General features: G+C 65.0%; 18 protein-coding genes. 11 read left to right on the plus strand and 7 right to left on the minus strand.

The genetic code is table 11. The features are described from left to right. Positions 1–2: 2 nt before the first annotated feature. Positions 3–956 (minus strand): LysR family transcriptional regulator, encoded by a 954-nt coding sequence (locus BCO18175_RS35640; RefSeq protein ID WP_046548935.1) that lies wholly within the window; start codon positions 954–956, stop codon positions 3–5. Positions 957–1057: 101 nt separating this feature from the next. On the opposite strand from BCO18175_RS35640, the gene BCO18175_RS35645 reads away from it, so the two are divergent. The 3 genes from BCO18175_RS35645 (at position 1058) to BCO18175_RS35655 (ending at position 4976) form a co-directional block, all read left to right on the plus strand. Then, the gene (locus BCO18175_RS35645) at positions 1058–2416 is read left to right on the plus strand and encodes an NAD(P)/FAD-dependent oxidoreductase (RefSeq protein WP_174967951.1); all 1359 of its coding nucleotides are present in this window, start codon (positions 1058–1060) and stop codon (positions 2414–2416) included. Positions 2417–2742: 326 nt separating this feature from the next. Beyond that, a complete protein-coding gene (locus BCO18175_RS35650; RefSeq protein ID WP_174987920.1) occupies positions 2743–3177 on the plus strand; it encodes a phosphatase in 435 nt (144 codons plus the stop codon). Between the two features lie 179 nt (positions 3178–3356). Continuing rightward, the gene (locus BCO18175_RS35655; RefSeq protein WP_174987923.1) at positions 3357–4976 is read left to right on the plus strand and encodes a histidine-type phosphatase; all 1620 of its coding nucleotides are present in this window, start codon (positions 3357–3359) and stop codon (positions 4974–4976) included. A gap of 39 nt (positions 4977–5015) precedes the next feature. On the opposite strand, the gene BCO18175_RS35660 is transcribed toward BCO18175_RS35655, so the two are convergent. Beyond that, positions 5016–5675 carry an alanyl-tRNA editing protein gene (locus BCO18175_RS35660; RefSeq protein WP_174987926.1) on the minus strand — a complete coding sequence of 220 codons (660 nt, stop codon included), beginning with the start codon at positions 5673–5675 and terminating at the stop codon, positions 5016–5018. A gap of 36 nt (positions 5676–5711) precedes the next feature. Then, positions 5712–6731, minus strand: coding sequence for a sterol desaturase family protein (locus BCO18175_RS35665; protein WP_174987929.1), 1020 nt, complete (start codon positions 6729–6731; stop codon positions 5712–5714). Between the two features lie 94 nt (positions 6732–6825). Between BCO18175_RS35665 and BCO18175_RS35670 the strand changes: the two genes are divergently transcribed. Then, positions 6826–7872, plus strand: a complete 1047-nt coding sequence (locus BCO18175_RS35670; RefSeq protein WP_174987932.1) for an AraC family transcriptional regulator — start codon at positions 6826–6828, stop codon at positions 7870–7872. Positions 7873–7933: 61 nt separating this feature from the next. Beyond that, positions 7934–8239, plus strand: coding sequence for a hypothetical protein (locus BCO18175_RS35675; protein WP_174987935.1), 306 nt, complete (start codon positions 7934–7936; stop codon positions 8237–8239). A gap of 35 nt (positions 8240–8274) precedes the next feature. On the opposite strand, the gene BCO18175_RS35680 is transcribed toward BCO18175_RS35675, so the two are convergent. Next, entirely contained in the window at positions 8275–8571 is a 297-nt protein-coding gene (locus tag BCO18175_RS35680; RefSeq protein ID WP_174987938.1) for a hypothetical protein, read from the minus strand. A gap of 489 nt (positions 8572–9060) precedes the next feature. On the opposite strand from BCO18175_RS35680, the gene BCO18175_RS35685 reads away from it, so the two are divergent. Then, complete coding sequence (locus BCO18175_RS35685) at positions 9061–10635, plus strand: EAL domain-containing protein (RefSeq protein WP_254608224.1); 1575 nt, start codon at positions 9061–9063, stop codon at positions 10633–10635. A gap of 104 nt (positions 10636–10739) precedes the next feature. Here BCO18175_RS35685 and BCO18175_RS35690 read toward each other — a convergent pair whose 3' ends face one another. Both BCO18175_RS35690 and BCO18175_RS35695 read right to left on the minus strand, forming a co-directional pair. Beyond that, the gene (locus BCO18175_RS35690) at positions 10740–11642 is read right to left on the minus strand and encodes a hypothetical protein (protein ID WP_174987944.1); all 903 of its coding nucleotides are present in this window, start codon (positions 11640–11642) and stop codon (positions 10740–10742) included. Positions 11643–11674: 32 nt separating this feature from the next. Beyond that, the gene (locus BCO18175_RS35695) at positions 11675–11812 is read right to left on the minus strand and encodes a hypothetical protein (RefSeq protein ID WP_174987947.1); all 138 of its coding nucleotides are present in this window, start codon (positions 11810–11812) and stop codon (positions 11675–11677) included. Positions 11813–11889: 77 nt separating this feature from the next. Here BCO18175_RS35695 and BCO18175_RS35700 point away from each other — a divergent pair, with 77 nt between their 5' ends. Together BCO18175_RS35700 and BCO18175_RS35705 are read left to right on the plus strand one after the other, a co-directional pair. After that, the gene (locus BCO18175_RS35700; protein WP_174987950.1) at positions 11890–12156 is read left to right on the plus strand and encodes a hypothetical protein; all 267 of its coding nucleotides are present in this window, start codon (positions 11890–11892) and stop codon (positions 12154–12156) included. Between the two features lie 83 nt (positions 12157–12239). Continuing rightward, entirely contained in the window at positions 12240–12536 is a 297-nt protein-coding gene (locus BCO18175_RS35705; protein WP_174987953.1) for a hypothetical protein, read from the plus strand. Positions 12537–12662: 126 nt separating this feature from the next. Here the strand turns inward: BCO18175_RS35705 and BCO18175_RS35710 are convergent, their stop codons facing one another. Further along, positions 12663–13160 (minus strand): hypothetical protein, encoded by a 498-nt coding sequence (locus BCO18175_RS35710; protein WP_174987956.1) that lies wholly within the window; start codon positions 13158–13160, stop codon positions 12663–12665. Positions 13161–13306: 146 nt separating this feature from the next. On the opposite strand from BCO18175_RS35710, the gene BCO18175_RS35715 reads away from it, so the two are divergent. From BCO18175_RS35715 to BCO18175_RS35725, 3 genes are all read left to right on the plus strand, one after another. Next, complete coding sequence (locus BCO18175_RS35715) at positions 13307–15691, plus strand: DNA polymerase II (RefSeq protein ID WP_174987959.1); 2385 nt, start codon at positions 13307–13309, stop codon at positions 15689–15691. Positions 15692–15778: 87 nt separating this feature from the next. After that, positions 15779–16903, plus strand: coding sequence for a J domain-containing protein (locus BCO18175_RS35720; protein ID WP_174987962.1), 1125 nt, complete (start codon positions 15779–15781; stop codon positions 16901–16903). Between the two features lie 275 nt (positions 16904–17178). Continuing rightward, on the plus strand, positions 17179–17502 hold the full coding sequence (locus BCO18175_RS35725; RefSeq protein ID WP_174987965.1) for a DUF4148 domain-containing protein: 324 nt from the start codon (positions 17179–17181) through the stop codon (positions 17500–17502). Positions 17503–17554 lie beyond the last annotated feature (52 nt).

Genomic DNA, 17554 nt, shown 5'->3' on the forward strand with positions numbered 1-17554 from the left:
ACCTACTTGCGCCGCCGCTCGTGCGGCGCGACCGTCGCGCCGTCGATCACCGGTGCGCCCTGCTTGATCAGGAAGTCGCGGAACAGTCCCGTGACCTGCGAAATGCGCCGGTCGGCGAGCGTGACCACATACCATTCGCGCTCGATCGGGTTGCCGGGGAACGGCAGTTGCCCGAGCAGCCCGGTGCGCAGTTCGAGTGCACACGCGTGCAACGACAGGAACGCAACGCCGAGCCCCGCTTCCGCCATCTGCTTGATGGCCTCGTTGCTCGACAGTTCGGAGCCCACATGGAACCGGTAACCCGCGTTCTTGAACAGGCTCTCGACGGTCGAGCGCGTACCTGCGCCCCGTTCGCGCACGAGCAGGTGCGCGGATTCGAGATCCTTCAGCGCGACGCGCTTGCGCTGCATCAGCGGATGGCCGGGCGCCGCGACGAACACCATCGGATGCTTCGCGAACTCGACCGCATGCGTGCGCAGCTCCTTCGGCGCGCTGCCCATCACCGCGAGATCGATTTCATGCGTCGCGAGCATGCGGATGATGTCGTCGCGGTTACCGACCTTGAAGTACGTCTTCACATGCGGACGCGTCGCGGTGAATTTGACGAGCAGCGGCGGGATCAGGTACTCGGCCGTCGTGATCGCGCCGATCCGCAGCGTGCCGCCGAGGTCGCCCGTCAGCGCGGCCACTTCGTCGCCGGCCTCGCTCCACAGATGCAGGATCTCGCGCGCGTAACGCGACACGATCTCGCCGGCCGCGGTCAGCTGCACGCCGCGCCCCACCCGCTGCAGCAACGCGGCGCCCACCGCCTCCTCGAGCAGGCGAACCTGCAGCGACACGGCCGGCTGCGTCAGGTTCAGCTCCTCGGCCGCCCGCGACACGCTGCCGAGCCGCGCAATCATGTCCAGCGCCTTCAGCTGCCGGAACGTCGCGGTCTTTCCTATAAGTGAATACATATGAGTCGCTTATAAACATTAAATTGTTCGAGTGGGTTCGAAACTATATCGTCGGTTCTTGAGCAATGTCATCCGAATCGTCATTAAAGCGGGAGCCCAACATGGACAACACCACGCCCAACCTTGCAACGGACCGCGCACCGCGCCTGCCGCGCATCGTGATCGTCGGCGGCGGCGCCGGCGGCCTGCACCTCGCCACGCGTCTCGGCGATACGGTCGGACGCCGCGGGCAGGCCGAAATCGTGCTCGTCGACCGCTACCCCACGCACTTCTGGAAGCCGCTGCTGCACGAAGCCGCATCGGGCCATCGCGACCCGGCATCGCACACGATCGAATACGCGGCGCAAGCGAAGCGCCACGGCTTCCGCTTCGTTCAGGGCGCGCTGCAACAGGTCGACCGCGCGGCACGTACGGCGACGATCGCGGCCGTACAGGACGCGGACGGCACGGAAATCCTGCCGCAGCGCGAGCTCGGCTATGACGACCTCGTGCTCGCCGTCGGCAGCGTGACGAACTTCTTCAATGTGCCGGGTGCGGCACGCCACGCGCTGCCGCTCGAAAACCTCGACCAGGCCGAGGATTTCCGCCGGAAGTTCCTCGCGGCCTGCACGAAGGCGAATCACCTGGCCGAGCAGCAGCCCGCGCGGCGCGCGGCGCCGATCTGCATCAACGTGATCGGTGCGGGCGCGACGGGCGTCGAGCTGGCAGCGGCATTGCGGCATGCGATCCAGCAACTGACGACGTACCGCTTCAAGGCGCTGGTGTCCGCGCGCGATGTGCACATCCGGCTGATCGAAGGCGGCCCGCGCATCCTGCCGGCGCTCGACGAGCGGCTGTCCGGCAAGATGCACGCGCAGCTTCGCGCGCTGAACGTCGACGTGCTGACCGATACCCGCGTGGCGGAAGTCGGCGCGGATGCCGTGACGACCTCGACGGGCGAACGGCTCGCGAGCGACATCACGATCTGGGCGGCCGGCGTGGCAGGCCCCGCGTTCCTGCGGGAGATCGGCAACATCGCGCTCAATCGTTCGAACCAGGTGATCGTGACCGATACGCTGCAGACGCCGGACGATCCGCACGTGTATGCGTTCGGCGACTGCGCCGCTTGCCCGACGGCCGGCGCGAGCGGCTTTCTGCCGCCGCGCGCGCAGGTCGCGTACCAGCAGGCCGTGTATCTGGTCAACGCGTTCGCGCGTCGCGTCGCCGGCAAGCCGGTGGCCGGCTTCACGTTCCGCGATGCGGGCACCGTCGTGTCGCTCGGGCATGCAGGCGCCGTGTACCAGGCCGACATCAGCGTGCGTTCGCGCTCGCTGATCGTCGACGGGCTCGCCGCGATCGGGCTGTACAAGTTCCTGTATCGCAAGCACCTGTTCAGCGTGGTCGGCGTGAAGCGTGCGCTGTTCCAGTCGCTGAGCCACTGGCTGCAAAGCCGCAACCAGCCGTCGATCAAGCTGCACTGATTGCGCCTGTTCACACGCGGTATCGCAAGACGGCATATCGGGCGTGCTTCGCTCGATATGCCGTTTTTTCATATGCACATGTGCGGTGCATTCACCGCGTGCGCGAATCTGGTGCATCACATCGAAGGCCGTCGATACGATGCCATTCGCGCGGAATAGGTCGTGCGACACGCATCCCGCGCCCACATTGGCTCGCAACCGTATTCATAAGTCAGATCGTATGAGTCTGATATAAATATTAATTGGTCGCAATTTCCGGATCGACGCTAAGGTGTGTGGCATTCCCGTCGGCGAACGGATCATCACGTCTCTGAAGAGGAATCACCGTGGTTATTGAAGCCATCGTCACCCGTCTCGACGCTGCATTCGCGCAAATCGAAGCAACACCGGATTCGCACGAATCGCGCCATCAACGCGACGCGATCATCCAGTGGCTCGACCGAGCATCGGAAGAAGGATATCGACTCGGTCTCGTCACGACGCTGCCGGCCGCACGGCTCAGCGATATGTTCGAAGGCCAGTTCGGCCGCGCGAACCTCGACCGCTTCTCGGTCGTCGTCACGGATGCCAATCAGCAGGACTCCAGATCAAACCAGCATCCTTTCGACGTCGCACTGCAGGCACTCGGCGTGCCGCCCGAACGCGCGCTGGCGATTGCGAGCAGCGAACCGGAGCGCCGCGAAGCCGAACACTTCGGCCTGTCGCGCTGTGTGAACGTCACCGACATCGTGCGCTCGATCGCATCGGCCGGCCTGCACTGAACGCCGGCACACGGGCCGGCGGCGGCCGGCCATGAACGATCCGGCGGCAATCCGACGATTGCCCGACCGAATTCTGACATTCTGCTGTCAAAGTCGCTTGCAACACTTCCGGGCTTGACCGATCCCTCCCGGAGACGGGACGACGCGAACCTGCATCGTCCTGCCCGTTGCACGCCACGATGACACGCCCGATCCGCACCGCCACCGCCCTCGCGATTACCTGCCTGCTGCTCGCCGCTTGCGGCGGCGAAGACTCGACACCGCAAGCGGCCTCTGCCGACAACAGCGGCTCGACGCCCGTACCGCAGCCGCAGCCTCAGCCCAAGCCGACACCCGCGACTTACTACCAGACGAAGACGCCGTACCGCCCGCAGCAGGACGCCGCGACGTACGAAGCACCGCCCGCCGGCTACGCGCCCGTCTATGCCGAACTCGTCGCGCGCCACGGCTCGCGCGGGCTGTCCGGCTTCAAGTACGACGGTGCGATCTACACGATGCTGGTCAAGGCCGAGGCCGACGGCGCGCTGACCGCGCTCGGCGCGCAGCTCAAGGCCGACACGTACGCGATGATGAAGGCCAATGCGCTGCTCGGCTATGGCGTGGCGGGCATCTCGACGCCGGGGTACGGCAACCTCACGCAAACCGGCATCCGCGAACACCAGCAGCTCGCCACGCGTCTCGCGCAGCGGCTGCCCGCGCTGTTCGCGGCCGGCAACCGGCAGATCGTCGTCGTCAACTCGGGCCAGGATCGCGCGGTCGACAGCTCGACGTATTTCTCCGCGTCGCTCGTGGCCGCGCAACCGGCGCTGGCCGCCGCGATCACGCTGCCGGCTGCGCCGTCCGGCTATCCCGCGAACGCACCAGTCGCGCAGCCGGCCGGCACCAACCGTTTCCTGCTGTACTTCCACTCGCTGAAGCCGGCCACCGATCTCGTGACCGATGCGGGCAATCCGTACTACGCGACCTACCAGGCGAGCCAGGCATACCAGGCCTATGCGAACGACACGACGGTGGCCGCGAAGCTCAACACGATCAAGGCCGCGCCGCAGGCGGCCGACGTCGCGCAAACGGTGCTGTCCGCGCTCGTGTCGCAGGCATTCATCGCGAAGCTCGGCACCAGCGGCTACACGTTCGCGAACACGGGCACCTATGCGTTCACGTCGACGGACGGCAAGTTCACCAACACGCTGAAGGGCGACGGCAAGACGAAGATCGCGACGGCCGTCGATGCGGTGAACGTGCTGTACAACCTGCTGCAGGTCGCGCCCGCGATGACGGCGGAAACCGGCGGCGTCACGATGGAGAAGTACATCGGCGCGGAGCAGGCGCAGTATCTCGCGTATCTGCAGGATGCCGAGGACTACTACCAGAAGGGGCCCGGCATCCAGGAAGCGAACCCCGTCACGTACCGGATGGCGAAGGTGCTGCAGGACGATTTCTTCGGCGAAGTCGATGCGATCGCGCGCGGCGACCTGACCCGCGCCGCGAAGCTGCGCTTCACGCATGCGGAGATCGTGATTCCGTTCGCGTCGATCATGAACCTGAAGAACGTGTTCGTGCCGACGCCTCAGGCGCAGACGTACACGTACGCGAACAACCCGTGGCGCGGCGACCAGGTGTCGCCGATGGCCGCGAACATGCAGTGGGATGTCTATCGGAACGGCTCGCGGCTCATCGTGAAGATGCTGTACAACGAGCGCGAAACGGATTTCCAGGCCGCGTGCGACGGCGCGAAGATCGCACCGGGCAGCCACTTCTACGACTACGCGGGGTTGAAGCAGTGTTACGGGTATCAGTGAGGTGACGCGGGCAGCGGGTCACAAAACCCGCTCGCCCCGCTACCCACCGGCCCTCTCCGGCTCGACCAGCATGACCTCGATCCGTTCCTTGCCCTTCCCGGTATTCCTGCGCTTGAGCGTCAGCATGCCGATCTCGCCGGTCGACGCCGGATGCGTGCCGCCGCACGCCATCGTCGCGAAGCCGTCGACCGTCCAGAACCTGCGTTGCGCGTCGACGTCGCTGAAGTCGGTCACGATGCGCAGGTCGCGCTTCGACAGGTCGGCCGCGGCCGATTCAATCTCGGGAAACAGCGGCGCCAGGCTCGCGTCACTCGCGAAGTCGATGCGCGCCTTGTCCTGCCCGATATGCGCACCGATGCGCTCGATGCCGGGCCTGAGCCGATAGACCAGCTGCAGCACCATTTCTGCCGCGAAGTGCAGACGCATCAGCCGGTACCGGCGCGTCCAGTCGATACGCCAGGTGACGTGATCGCCGCCCGTCAGCGAATGATCGTGCGGCAGCGTATAGACGATGTCGAGGCCCTGCTTTTCGGCCTGGATGACCGGATAGCCGCCAAGCGACCCCGCGTCGCTTTCCTGCCCGCCCGAAAACGCAAAGAAGATGGTCGCGTCCACCCGCACGCGATCGCCGTCGACGTGGCTGACGACGGTATCCAGCGTGGTCCGGTAGGGATCGTCCCAGAATACTTTCTTCGTCATTGCCCGCCGCACCTTTCGCCGAGGAAAGCGCGCAGGTTAGCCGGAGCGAGTCCCCGTGGCTTGTACGATCTTGCGCCCTTGCGCCGGCGCATCCTCGTCAGGCATGGCGTGCGACGCCGTCACAATCGCATCCTCGCCCTTGCGCTCGACACTCCATGTATGGATCGGCCGATGCCCCGGCCGCTCCCACTCGGGCGGCATCCACAGGTGTTTCAATCGCTGCAGGACGGGCCCCGGCGCGAACACGTCGCGCCACATGTCGACGAACTCGTGCAGGTTCAGCACCAGGAAGTTGTACGAACGAATCTGCTGCGTGATCCCGTAGTCGACCGGCTCCGTTTCCTCGACATACGTGCCGAACATGCGATCGAAGATGATCAGCACGCCACCATAGTTCCTGTCGATGTAACGCGGATTGCGGCCGTGATGCGCGCGATGATTCGACGGCGTGTCGAACACGTACTCGAACCAGCGCGGCAGCCGCCCGATCGCCTCGGTATGCACGAAGTACTGGTACGCGAGATCGACCGCGAGCAGGAACAGCACGACCGCAGGCGGGATGCCGAGCCACACCGGCGGCAGGTAGAACACGAACACGCCGACGAACGCGTTCAGCAGCGACTGCCGCATCGCCGTCGTGAAGTTCATCACTTCGCCGCTGTGATGCGGCACGTGCGCGGCCCAGAACCAGCGCACGCGGTGCGACGTGCGATGGAACCAGTAGTAGCAGAACTCCACGCCGACGAAGATCGGCACGATCGTGAAGCCGTTCACCGGCACGTCGAACCAGCGGTGCCGGTAGACCCACGCGAAGATCGCGCCCGTGAACAGCAGCCCCATCACGGTCTCGGCCACCTGATAGCCGGCGCCGAGCGACAGGTTCGCGACGATCTCCTTCCAGCGAAACGGCTCGCGGCGGCCGCGCCCGGTCATCACCGCGTATTCGATCGCGAACGCGATCAGGAAGACCGGCGTCATGCCGATCAGCAGCACCTGCTTCCAGTCCACGTCGTTACCCAGGAACGCATGGAGCCACGTCATCAACTCGGTCGGCATGTTCGCGGCCTCGATCAAGAACTGACCGTCAGTATGGTCGCGCGCGGGTCGCTCCGCGTTGACACTTGCCGACGATTACTTGACACTTTCCGCCATGCCCGCCGCCTCCCCGCTATCGACGCAGCGCGTCTACTACTCGAGCACCTATGTGCGGCTGCTGTTCGACTATCTGTCCGAGCAGGGCAAGGATGCCGCGCGCGTACTCGGCGAGGCACGGCCGCCCGAGGACGATCGCGGGCTCACGCTCTACGCGAGCGCGCATTGGCGGCGCCTGCTCGAATGCGCCGTCCGCGCGCTCGACGATCCGCTGCTCGGCCTGCACGTCGGCCAGCGGATCACACCCGCTCATCTCGGTGCGCTCGGCTATGCGCTGCATGCGTGCCGCGATGCCGGCGCCGCACTCGCGCGCTGGCAGCAATACGAACACCTGATCGCGAACGTCGCGCGCATGGAAGTGCGGGTCGAAGCGACGTCGGTCGCGATCGAATGGCACGACGCGCCCGAGCCGCTCGGCCCGCTCGTCGACGAAGTCGCGCTGACGGCCATCGTCCAGTTCGCACGCAATATCACCGGCACGCGTCACGGGCCCGACGAGGTCTGCTTCGTGCACCCGTCGCCCGCCGACGAACGCCCGTACGTCGCGTATTTCGGCTGCCCGGTGCGGTTCGGCCAGCCGGTGAACCGCCTCGCGTTCCCGCTGCACCTGCTCACGCAGCCGCTGCGCCAACCGGACGACGCGCTGTTGCAGATGATGGAGCGCCAGGCGAGCGCGCTGCTTGCCGAATTGCGGCAGACGGACGATCTCGAACAGTCGGTGCGCGAAGCCGTCGCGCGCCTGCTGACGCACGGCGAAGCGAGCATCGAACAGATCGCGTCGGACCTTCATGTGTCGTCGCGCACGCTGCATCGGCGGCTTGCCGAACTCGGGCTCAACTTCCGGATACTGCGCGAGGACACGCGGCGGCGGCTCGCGATCGACCACCTGAACGATCCGCGGCTGACGCTCGCGGAAGTCGCGTGGCTGCTCGGCTATTCGGAACACAGCGCATTTACGCGCGCCTTTCGGCGCTGGACCGGTGAATCGCCGCAGCAGTGGCGCAGCCGGCAGCCTGCGCGGGCAGCGAACGTCGCACGCGGCTGAGCGTGGCGCCGACGAACTCGCGTCCGCTCGCGCGGTCGAACGAGCATCGCCGGAGAATCCCATGAAACGCGTTGCCACTGCCGCTATCCTGACCCTGCTTGCCGCCGTCAGCTTCCCGGCCGCCGCCGGTACGACATCCGGCAGCGCCGAGCCGGCTCCCGTTCAGGCGCACGCGAAAAACTGCGTGCCGTCCCGCGATGCCACGCCCGACGCCCGCCCGTCGTCGAAGGCGCCGCCGATCCGCGTATGCGTCAGCGATTCCAATACGCAACTGAACCTGCCGTGGTTCCTGACCGATGTCCTCACCGCGGTGGACACGCACCAGTCGGGCGGCGACCTGCTTCGCAAGATGCGCAACGATTTCTGAATCGCGGCCCGCACGACGCACCGGCACCGCATCGTTCATTCACCGTCAGACTCCCGTAGCACCTGCACGAACGTGCCGACGATGCCGGCCCACATCCCGGGGTCGGCAATGCTGCGCAGCAGCATGCGCAATTCCTTTCGTTCACCTTTCGAAAGCGACCCATGTTCGCCGCTGATGGTGTTGTAGCGCGGCGTACCGCGCGATGCGAGTGCGCGATCGAGCAGGTAGTTGCGGGCCTGCCCGTTTACGTCGATCCGGATCCACAGCGAGCCGCCGTCGGCTGCGGATGCACCATCGGTCACGATGACCGTGTGCACGGTATTTTCTTCCATCCCGAAGCTCCGGCGAGACGTGCGACCGTATCGCGCGGCGATCGATCGCAGGCCGCCGGCTGGTCGACGAAGACAGCATCACGAAAGAATGTTTCCTGTCGAGACACAATGACAAAACTACACCAATTGTTGAATAACAATATTTCGCAATCTCTCGTCACATCTTATACTTGCCGCGCACCATCCTCGTGCCAAGAGACGGTGTTTTTCGTCCCGGCCGCAAGACCATGCGGCCGGGGGTTTTTTTTTAGTGCGCTACGCCAATATACATGCGCCATATGCACATGTTTATCGCGGCAAGCCTCCGGAATGAATGGTCGATTGCGACAGGGCTGTCGCAGTGCCCGCCGCGATCGTAGAATCGATCGCATCGCGATCCCGGCGCGTACGGCGCATTGCCCGAACCCGGCATGACGCATGCGCGCCGTTGGCGTATCGACCGGTTCGACTTGCCTCTCCAAACACACAACACCAAAGGCGACCGCGGGAATGTCGGCGTTCACGCCAGGCTCGAAGCCAGTTTTCCAGCACAGCGGTGCATGGCCGCGGGTCGCCTTTTTCGTCGCGGTAATCGTTTGCGTGCTCGTGCCGGCCTTCGCGATCGCACTGGCCGACCGCTACGCACGCGAAACCGTCACCCAGCATGAACGCGTCATCGCGAACGACATCGTGGCATCGGTGGACCGCATCCTCGACGGTGCACGCCTGCGACATGTGGACGAACTGACCGCGCTCGTCGGGCGGCCATGTGCAACGGTATTCCGGACGCTCGCCGAGATCGGCACGCGCCTGCGCTACCTGCGCGCCGTGGCGCTGGTGCACGACGGCCGCGTCATGTGCTCGTCGGCGCTGGGGGCGATCGACTTGCCGCTCGGCGCGTACACACATGAGCCGGAACCGGGCTCGACGCTCGTCACGCTGCTGCGCCAGACGCCGTTCCAGCAAGGTATCCCGGTGCTGCCCGTGTTCTACGCCACCGCGCCCGGCGCGGGCGTGCTCTACCTGATCGAAGGTGACTACGTGGCCGACGCGCTCGCGCACGGTGCGCGCTACGGGACGGAAACCGCGACGCTGTCGATCGCGGGTTCGGGCCATCTCGATCAAAACGGGAAGTATTCGCCGGAGTCGGCCACGGAACCCGCAGGTGGAAGCACGATCTTGTCGCCCCGCTGGCCGTTCACGGTGCGGGTTGCGGCATCCGCGCACTATGCGTCGCAAATACGGCACCGCTATCGGCTGATCGGCATCACGATCGTGCTGCTGGCGGACGGCCTCGTGATGGCCGCCTACCTGCTGGCGATGGCGCCGCGCCGGTTGCTGCTGAAGGCCGTGCGCAACGCGCTCAGGCGCGACGAGCTCCATGTCGTGTACCAGCCGATCGTCGATGTCGAGACGCGCAGGACCGTCGGCGTCGAGGCGCTGCTGCGCTGGCAGCATCCCAAGTGGGGGGCCATCAGCCCGGCCGTGTTCATCCCGCAGGTGGAATCGAGCGCCGTGCTGCCGAAAGTGACCGAATTCGTGCTGAGGACAGCCGTGTCGGAACTGTCCGCGCTGGCGTCATCCGTGCCGCTGCGCATCGCCATCAACATCGCGCCGAAGGATCTCGAACGCACGCGGTTCGTGTCCATCGTCGAGGAGGCGATCCGCGCGCTGCCGCCCGGCTTTACGCTGGTGCTCGAAGTCACCGAGCGCATCCTGCTCGAAAAGAACGCGCGAACCACCGCGATCTTCCATGCTCTGAGAGCGAAAGGCGCGAAGTTCGCGATCGACGATTTCGGCACGCATCACAGCAATCTCGACATGCTGTCTCGCTTTCCGTTCGACTACGTGAAGATCGATCGCCAGTTCGTCTCGCAACTGAACGACGGCAGCGCGGGGTTGATCGAAGGGATCGCGTCCGTTGCTCACCACTACGACCTGAAGATCATCGCGGAAGGTGTGGAGACCGAAGTGCAGCATCGAGCGCTGCATGCGGTCGGGATTCAGTATGCGCAGGGCTATCTGTATCAACGGCCGCAGCGGGTGGAGCATTTGAAGGAGGGGGTTGCGTGGGTGTCGGCGTAGGGGGGTTGCGACCGACGCGCACGCTGCCGAATCGCCGCAGGCCGTCCTGTCGTGCAAGCGGATCACGTCGTGTCCGCTTGCGGCATTCATGATGACGGTATGCCTTATGACGCTTCAGCAGTCACGCGACTCGCGCCGGCATAGAACACGCGGAACCACACCCAGTAGGCCGCGCCGGTTCCGGCGAGAACGACAATCGGCATCATTCCGGACATCAAACTGACCATCCCGAGCACGTCGCTCAGCACGCGTAACACCCCATAGGCCAGCAGTAACACAGATACCACCGACGCAAGCGACGCCCCCAGCATACGCCGGATGTGCAGTCGACCGAGATCGCGCGGCAGGCCGAACCTCGCTCCCGCGAAGACTACCGCGGCGCAAAGGACAACGCCTCCGACGTAGTTCAACATCACGAGCTTCAGATCGTCGTCATGGTAGTCGAGCAATATCATCAAGGCTTGCGGCATAAAGAACTGCAATGCGCTGACAAACAGCCAGGCCGCGAGACCCGCAATGCGTCGTCGTGCATGACCGCGCGGCGCCCCGGGCAACGCATCGTTTCGGAACAAGTGGGTGACGAGCCACCACGCGAGCCAGGCCACGAACACATAGAGGACGGCATTCAGCGGGGCGATGATCGTCCCGATATGCGTCAGGCTGAGGGCTCCGCCGCGCAACATTCCCACCAGCGCCTGGATTACCAGTATCTGTGCGGCCTGCCAGACCAGCAGGCATAACGCATAGGCGGTCAGCGGCAACGCGGGGCGACGGAATGCAAGCTGATCGCGACGCTCGCCGTGCCATCGGACGATCAGGTAGACCAGGCCGGTTCGAAACACCAAGCTCGCGATGAAACTGGACAGTTGCACGGCCAGCATCGTCACGGACAGCGATGACTTCGTCGACCACACGTAGAGGCCGAGCAGAAACTGGGCCGTGGTAATGACCGCCGCGATGAGCGCGGCGGCACCGGGTAATGAGAATTGCCTGGATTGTGAGGTCATGGGGCGTCCGGGGTTAACAAGTTCATCAGCAATTAGCGCGGCGGCGGACTTCCAGGCAACTGGACAGCCATGCCATCCCTGCTGCAATAGACCGGCCAGCCGAATTCAATCGGGATCAGTGGATGCGTGACGTTTTTCGGTCGATTGCCTTCGCTCATGTCGAGCGACATGCCTGTCGACTGCGGAATGAAGGCTTTGACGCGTGGTGATCGGATACGAAGCCGACCAGGTCAGGTCGAGATCCTTCATGAACGCTCACGCAGCTTGCTCGATGTGTTGGCGCGTCGTCGCGGCCGATACGAGACTGCCCGGCCCTTCGGTCGGGAATCAGAGCATGACTGCCAAGCCGGGTATTAAACTTGAAAAGCAGTTCCCGCCGAGCCAGCCCTTCCGCAATTGCTTCGACCACGCTGTGCGCATTCATGGCGCCTCTCTCAGAATGATGTTGTTCTTGATCGGCGATTCTACGAATGATGATTCCGTGGCGTCAATCGGGCGGAATTCAAATCATTGAAAGCCGGAATTTGCTGCTCATTCGCATGAATGCCGCCGGCAATCACACGCCACTGCGGCACTACGACGTCCGGAGCGCCTTCGATGCCCATCGCCCTGCTGCTACGTACAGCCCATTCGCACCTGTATCCCGGCAGCATCGTGACGCTCGGAGATGACGCACCTCGCGCCGCGAAGCCGCACCCGGCCGTGATCGAATTCGCCGACGGATCAGGCGCGGCTGCGATGCTCGTCCGCATCGACGACGATGCGCTCGAACTCTCCGTCGACGCATACGTGACGCAAAAGCGGCACGCGGTTGCCGCGCGACGCTGGCTGCTCAAGCCTTCCCGTACAACACACACCGAATGGCGTGTCGCGCAACGACTCGACGTTGCCTAATTGCGTACCGAACAGTAGACGCTCGCCAACACACACTCGAGGCGAACGAGATGCCGATGTCATGGTGCGTTATCCGATGGATATCAGGCGCCCGAGTCGCGCCGCGACCGTGGTGAATGAGGATGGTCAACAAGCCGGTGGATAATCGGGATCGGACCGGCAGGTGTCCCGATACGTGTCGTCGACAGCGCGCAGAAATGCATTCCGCCCGCTCTCCAATGCCGTTGCAGTTTGCTCGCCCGGCGGTACGGGCATCACGCGGCCATCAGGCGACATCGAATATCCGAGATCGACGAACACATCACCCGGTGCGCGCTTCGATCCGATCCAGTAGCCAATCGTCACTGCCTCTGCAATACCGGTCGCACCGTTGTAGCCGACTTCGATTCGCTCGACCTTGAAAACACGCGGCCTCATTTTCTCCGCATAGGCCAGCACTTCGGCAACGGTTGCGCCATCTTTTGTCCGGTGTCGCTTGACTGCCTGTATCCAGTCGGCTTCCGTGGCCGCCGGCAGTATCTTCAGTTTCGGAGCGGCGAATATCGTGCTCCCGCTCCCACACAAACAAGCCGCGACAACGGCATGCACGGCACCACGTGCGACACGATCCATCGTGATTTTCATTAAAAGACGCCTGTCTGGTTGAATCGACCCCGAATCTTACGATCATTGTTCGCCATGCCGGGCGCGACATCTCGCACGCCATTCCGGCATGCCACCCGCCCAAGCGCTAAAATCCGCCGCCTGGGCATCCACAACGAGCAAGCGTTTTGACGGCGTTCGAGCAGGGTTTCATCCTCACCCGCCACTGGCGGGACACCGCATCCGGCATCGAGATCGAGTTCTGGCTGGCAACCGAACACGGTCCGCGCCGCGTGCGGTTGCGCCCGCAGGAAGCCGTCGCGTTCATTCCGGCCGAACAGCAGACGCTCGCCGAACACGCGCTGGCCGGCGAGCGCGAGGCCGAGTTGCGCCCGCTCGCGCTGCGCGACTTCCGGCAGCGCCCGGTCGTCGGCCTCTATTGCAAGCGCTATCGCCATCTGTCCGGGCTGCAGAAGCGCCTCGCGGCAGCCGGCGTCGACGTCTACGAAGCCGACGTGCAGCCGCCCGACCGCTACGCGATGGAGCGCTTCATCACAGCCTGCGTGGAGTTTCGCGGGCAGCCCGGCCGTGACGGCACGCTGACCGGCGCCGAACTGAAAACCGCGACCGGCTATCGCCCGGCGCTGCGCTGCGTGTCGCTCGACATCGAAACCAGCGTACACGGCGAAATGTATTCGATCGCGCTCGAAGGCTGCGGGCAACGGCAGGTCTACATGCTCGGCCCGCCGAATGGCGACGACAGTGATGAAGCGGGCGCCATCGACTTCCGCCTCGACTACTGCGACAGCCGGCCCGCGATGCTCGCGCGGCTCAACGAATGGTTCGACGAACACGATCCCGATGCGGTGATCGGCTGGAATCTCGTGCAGTTCGACCTGCGCATCCTGCACGCGCACGCGGAGCAGTACGGCGTGCCGCTGAAGCTCGGGCGCGGCGGCAGCGTGCTCGACTGGCGCGCGCACGGCCAGCAGCCCGACCACTTCTTCGCGGGCGCGGCCGGCCGGCTGATTCTCGATGGCATCGACATGCTGAAATCGGCGACGTGGACGTTCCCGTCATTCAGTCTCGAATACGTGTCGCAGGCGCTGCTCGGCGAAGGCAAGTCGATCGACAATCCGTACCAGCGGATGGACGAGATCCAGCGCCGCTTCGATCACGACAAACCGGCGCTCGCGCGCTACAACCTGAAGGACTGCGAGCTCGTCACACGCATCTTCGACAAGGCCGACCTGCTGTCCTTCGCGCTCGAACGCGCGAGCGTGACGGGCCTCGCGGCCGATCGCACCGGCGGGTCGGTCGCGGCCTTCACGCACCTGTACCTGCCGCGCATGCACCGGCTCGGCTATGTCGCGCCGAACCTCGGCGACGTGACGGGGCAGAACAGCCCCGGCGGCTTCGTGATGGATTCGCGCCCCGGGCTGTACGACTCGGTACTCGTGTTCGACTACAAGAGCCTCTATCCGTCGATCATCCGCACGTTCCTGATCGATCCGGTCGGGCTGATCGAAGGGCTCGCGAATCCCGGCGACGACGCATCGGTGCCCGGCTTTCTCGGCGCCCGCTTCTCGCGTACCGATCATTGCCTGCCCGATATCGTGCGCCGCGTCTGGGAAGGCCGCGACGATGCGAAGCGGCAGCGCAACGCGCCGCTGTCGCAGGCGCTGAAGATCATCATGAATTCGTTCTACGGCGTGCTCGGCTCGACGGGCTGCCGCTTCTTCGACCCGCGCCTCGCGTCGTCGATCACGATGCGCGGGCACGAAATCATGCACCGCACGCGCGAGCTGATCGAAGCGCAGGGTTACGAAGTGATCTACGGCGATACCGATTCGACGTTCGTGTGGCTCGGCCGCGCGCACGACGACGACGAAGCCGGCGCCAAGGGCCGCGCGCTCGTCGAGCACGTGAACCGCTGGTGGCAGGCGCACCTGCGCGACCACTTCGGGCTCGAGAGCGCGCTGGAGCTGCAGTACGAGCGGCACTACCGCCGCTTCCTGATGCCGACCGTGCGCGGTGCGGAAGAAGGCAGCAAGAAGCGTTACGCAGGTCTCGCGGCGGCGGCCGACGGCGGCGAGGATCTCGTGTTCAAGGGGCTCGAAACGGTGCGCACCGACTGGACGCCGCTCGCGCAGCAGTTCCAGCGCGAGTTGTACCGGCGCGTGTTCAGCCGCGAGCCGTACCAGGATTTCATCCGCGACACCGTGCGGCGCACGCTGGCCGGCGAATTCGACGACCAGCTCGTCTACCGCAAGCGCGTGCGCCGGCCGCTGCGCGAGTACGAGCGCAACGTGCCGCCGCACGTGCGCGCGGCACGGATCGCCGACGAGTTCAACCACGCGCAGGGCCGGCCGCTGCAGTATCAGCGCGGCGGCTGGATCAGCTACGTGATGACGACAGCCGGCCCCGAGCCGCTCGAAACCATGCGCTCGCCGATCGACTACGCGTTCTACCTGAGCCGCCAGCTGCAGCCCGTCGCGGACGCGATCCTGCCTTTCCTGCGCGACGATTTCGAACGCGTGATCTCCGGGCAGGGGCAGTTGTTTCAGGAGTAGCCGCGCCATATCGGGCACGGGAGAAACGTCGGGCCGGTTAAAATACCGCGCTGCTGCGCGTCCTGCCGCAGCCGAAGGAGATTCATCATGACCGCACGTCGCGGAACAGCGGTCGCCATCGCGCCCGGCCACGAGACAGCCAGCCTGTCGAAAGCCCAGAAAGCATTCAATGCGCTCGTCCAGCAGATCGAGAAGCGGCGCGAGCGTCTCGGCGAGTGGGAAGCCGTGATGCCGGTCTTCCAGAAGAAATTCGTCGACGAGCTGTTGCCGCTCGAACAGACGTCGACCGCGCTGCGGATCCGCTTGCTCAATCAGCTCGACGACGCGTACCTGCAAAAGGGACTAAGCAAGGCCGAGCAGCGCACCCTTTCCGGGATGATCGCCAACATGGCGCGCGACTTGCTCGACTTCAGCGACGATGCGCAGTTGAAGGCCATCCACGACCGGCACAGCGCGGCCGATCATGGCAGCGACGCGGCGGCCGAGCCCCGGCAGACCAAGCCGGCGCCGGAACCGGAATCGACGCCCGACGTGGCCGCGGAAGACGATCTCGACGCGCTGTCGCCCGAAGAACTCATGGCGCGCATGCAGGCCGAACTGGACGAACAGTTCGAGCGCGACATGGCCGAGCACGCGGCCCGCGAGGCACAGCGCGCCAAGCGCAAGAAAGCACCCCGGCAATCGGCCGCGCTGGCGAAGCGCGAAGCCGAGCAGGCCGAATCGAGCCGCTCGATCCGCGAGGTCTATCGGAAGCTGGCGAGCGCGCTGCACCCCGATCGCGAGACCGATCCCCAGGAACAGGCACGCAAGACCGTGCTGATGCAGCGGGTCAACCACGCTTATGCGAACGGCAAGCTCCTGCAACTGCTGGAGCTGCAGCTGGAGATCGAACAGATCGACCGGCACGCAATCAACGGGCTCGGCGAGGATCGGCTCGCGCGCTACAACGGCATCCTGGAAGATCAGCTGCGCGAGCTGGATCAGGAGATCCAGGACGTCGAGACCGGATTCCGGCGCACTTACGGGATCGCGCCGTCGGTCAAGGTCGCGCCCGATACCATCATGCGCATGCTCACGCGCGACATCGCGGGCACGCAGCGCAGCATCCATGACCTGAACCTGACGCTGCGCGAGTTCGACGATCCGGCGAACGTCAAGGAATGGCTGAAGGACATGAAGCGCCAACAGGCTTTCCCGCGTTTCGACGACTAGCCGTGCCGGGCGGGCCCGCGCCTGCCCGCCGAACATCGAATGCGCAGCCAGCCCGATGGAATGACTGTGCGCCCCTCATCGATCGGCATTCCGGGCGAAAAATACAAGCAGAAACCGGCCACTCCGAACTCCGTGCGTCACCCACTGTCACGGATTCAGGAACACAGCTGGACAGGAATCGTCATTTATCCGGCCGATCCGGGTTCCTAAACTTGTCTCGTTGGTTCAGCCAGCCGCAATCGCGCCGAACCGCAACGAAACCGTCTGAGGAAACCGTGAAATCCATCATCGTCACCATCGCCACTGTCGCCGCTACCGCCACCGCTCTCCTCGCCGCACCGGCCGCGTCGTACGCGCAGTCGTCGCACTCGACGCTCACGCGTGCGCAGGTGCGCCAGGAGCTGCTCGACCTCGAGTCGGTCGGCTACGAGCCGATCGCCGGCGACGGCGACAACTATCCGGGCGACATCGTCGCCGCGCAGGAGCGCCTGGCGGCCAAGCGGCTCGCCGAACGCAAGAACGCCGAAGCGGCCTATGGGTCGAACGGTGCGCCCGGCACGGATTCGGGTGCGCCGGCGGTTGCGGTGGTGAAGCCGTAACACCGGACGCAATCACGCGACGCACGGCCCCGCATCGACGCAGGCGAGCGGC

The organism is Burkholderia lata (genome assembly GCF_902499335.1).
In the GTDB taxonomy this organism is placed as follows: domain Bacteria; phylum Pseudomonadota; class Gammaproteobacteria; order Burkholderiales; family Burkholderiaceae; genus Burkholderia; species Burkholderia lata_B.

What these genes read in the sequence shown, in the direction of transcription:
- BCO18175_RS35680 (WP_174987938.1), bottom strand. Translation starts at nt 8,571, where the DNA reads ATGGAAGAAAATACCGTGCACACGGTCATCGTGACCGATGGTGCATCC.
- BCO18175_RS35720 (WP_174987962.1), top strand. Translation starts at nt 15,779, where the DNA reads ATGACCGCACGTCGCGGAACAGCGGTCGCCATCGCGCCCGGCCACGAG.
- BCO18175_RS35695 (WP_174987947.1), bottom strand. Translation starts at nt 11,812, where the DNA reads ATGTCGCTCGACATGAGCGAAGGCAATCGACCGAAAAACGTCACGCAT.
- BCO18175_RS35665 (WP_174987929.1), bottom strand. Translation starts at nt 6,731, where the DNA reads ATGCCGACCGAGTTGATGACGTGGCTCCATGCGTTCCTGGGTAACGAC.
- BCO18175_RS35675 (WP_174987935.1), top strand. Translation starts at nt 7,934, where the DNA reads ATGAAACGCGTTGCCACTGCCGCTATCCTGACCCTGCTTGCCGCCGTC.
- BCO18175_RS35670 (WP_174987932.1), top strand. Translation starts at nt 6,826, where the DNA reads ATGCCCGCCGCCTCCCCGCTATCGACGCAGCGCGTCTACTACTCGAGC.
- BCO18175_RS35645 (WP_174967951.1), top strand. Translation starts at nt 1,058, where the DNA reads ATGGACAACACCACGCCCAACCTTGCAACGGACCGCGCACCGCGCCTG.
- BCO18175_RS35710 (WP_174987956.1), bottom strand. Translation starts at nt 13,160, where the DNA reads ATGAAAATCACGATGGATCGTGTCGCACGTGGTGCCGTGCATGCCGTT.
- BCO18175_RS35660 (WP_174987926.1), bottom strand. Translation starts at nt 5,675, where the DNA reads ATGACGAAGAAAGTATTCTGGGACGATCCCTACCGGACCACGCTGGAT.
- BCO18175_RS35705 (WP_174987953.1), top strand. Translation starts at nt 12,240, where the DNA reads ATGCCCATCGCCCTGCTGCTACGTACAGCCCATTCGCACCTGTATCCC.
- BCO18175_RS35690 (WP_174987944.1), bottom strand. Translation starts at nt 11,642, where the DNA reads ATGACCTCACAATCCAGGCAATTCTCATTACCCGGTGCCGCCGCGCTC.
- BCO18175_RS35655 (WP_174987923.1), top strand. Translation starts at nt 3,357, where the DNA reads ATGACACGCCCGATCCGCACCGCCACCGCCCTCGCGATTACCTGCCTG.
- BCO18175_RS35640 (WP_046548935.1), bottom strand. Translation starts at nt 956, where the DNA reads ATGTATTCACTTATAGGAAAGACCGCGACGTTCCGGCAGCTGAAGGCG.
- BCO18175_RS35700 (WP_174987950.1), top strand. Translation starts at nt 11,890, where the DNA reads ATGAACGCTCACGCAGCTTGCTCGATGTGTTGGCGCGTCGTCGCGGCC.
- BCO18175_RS35685 (WP_254608224.1), top strand. Translation starts at nt 9,061, where the DNA reads ATGTCGGCGTTCACGCCAGGCTCGAAGCCAGTTTTCCAGCACAGCGGT.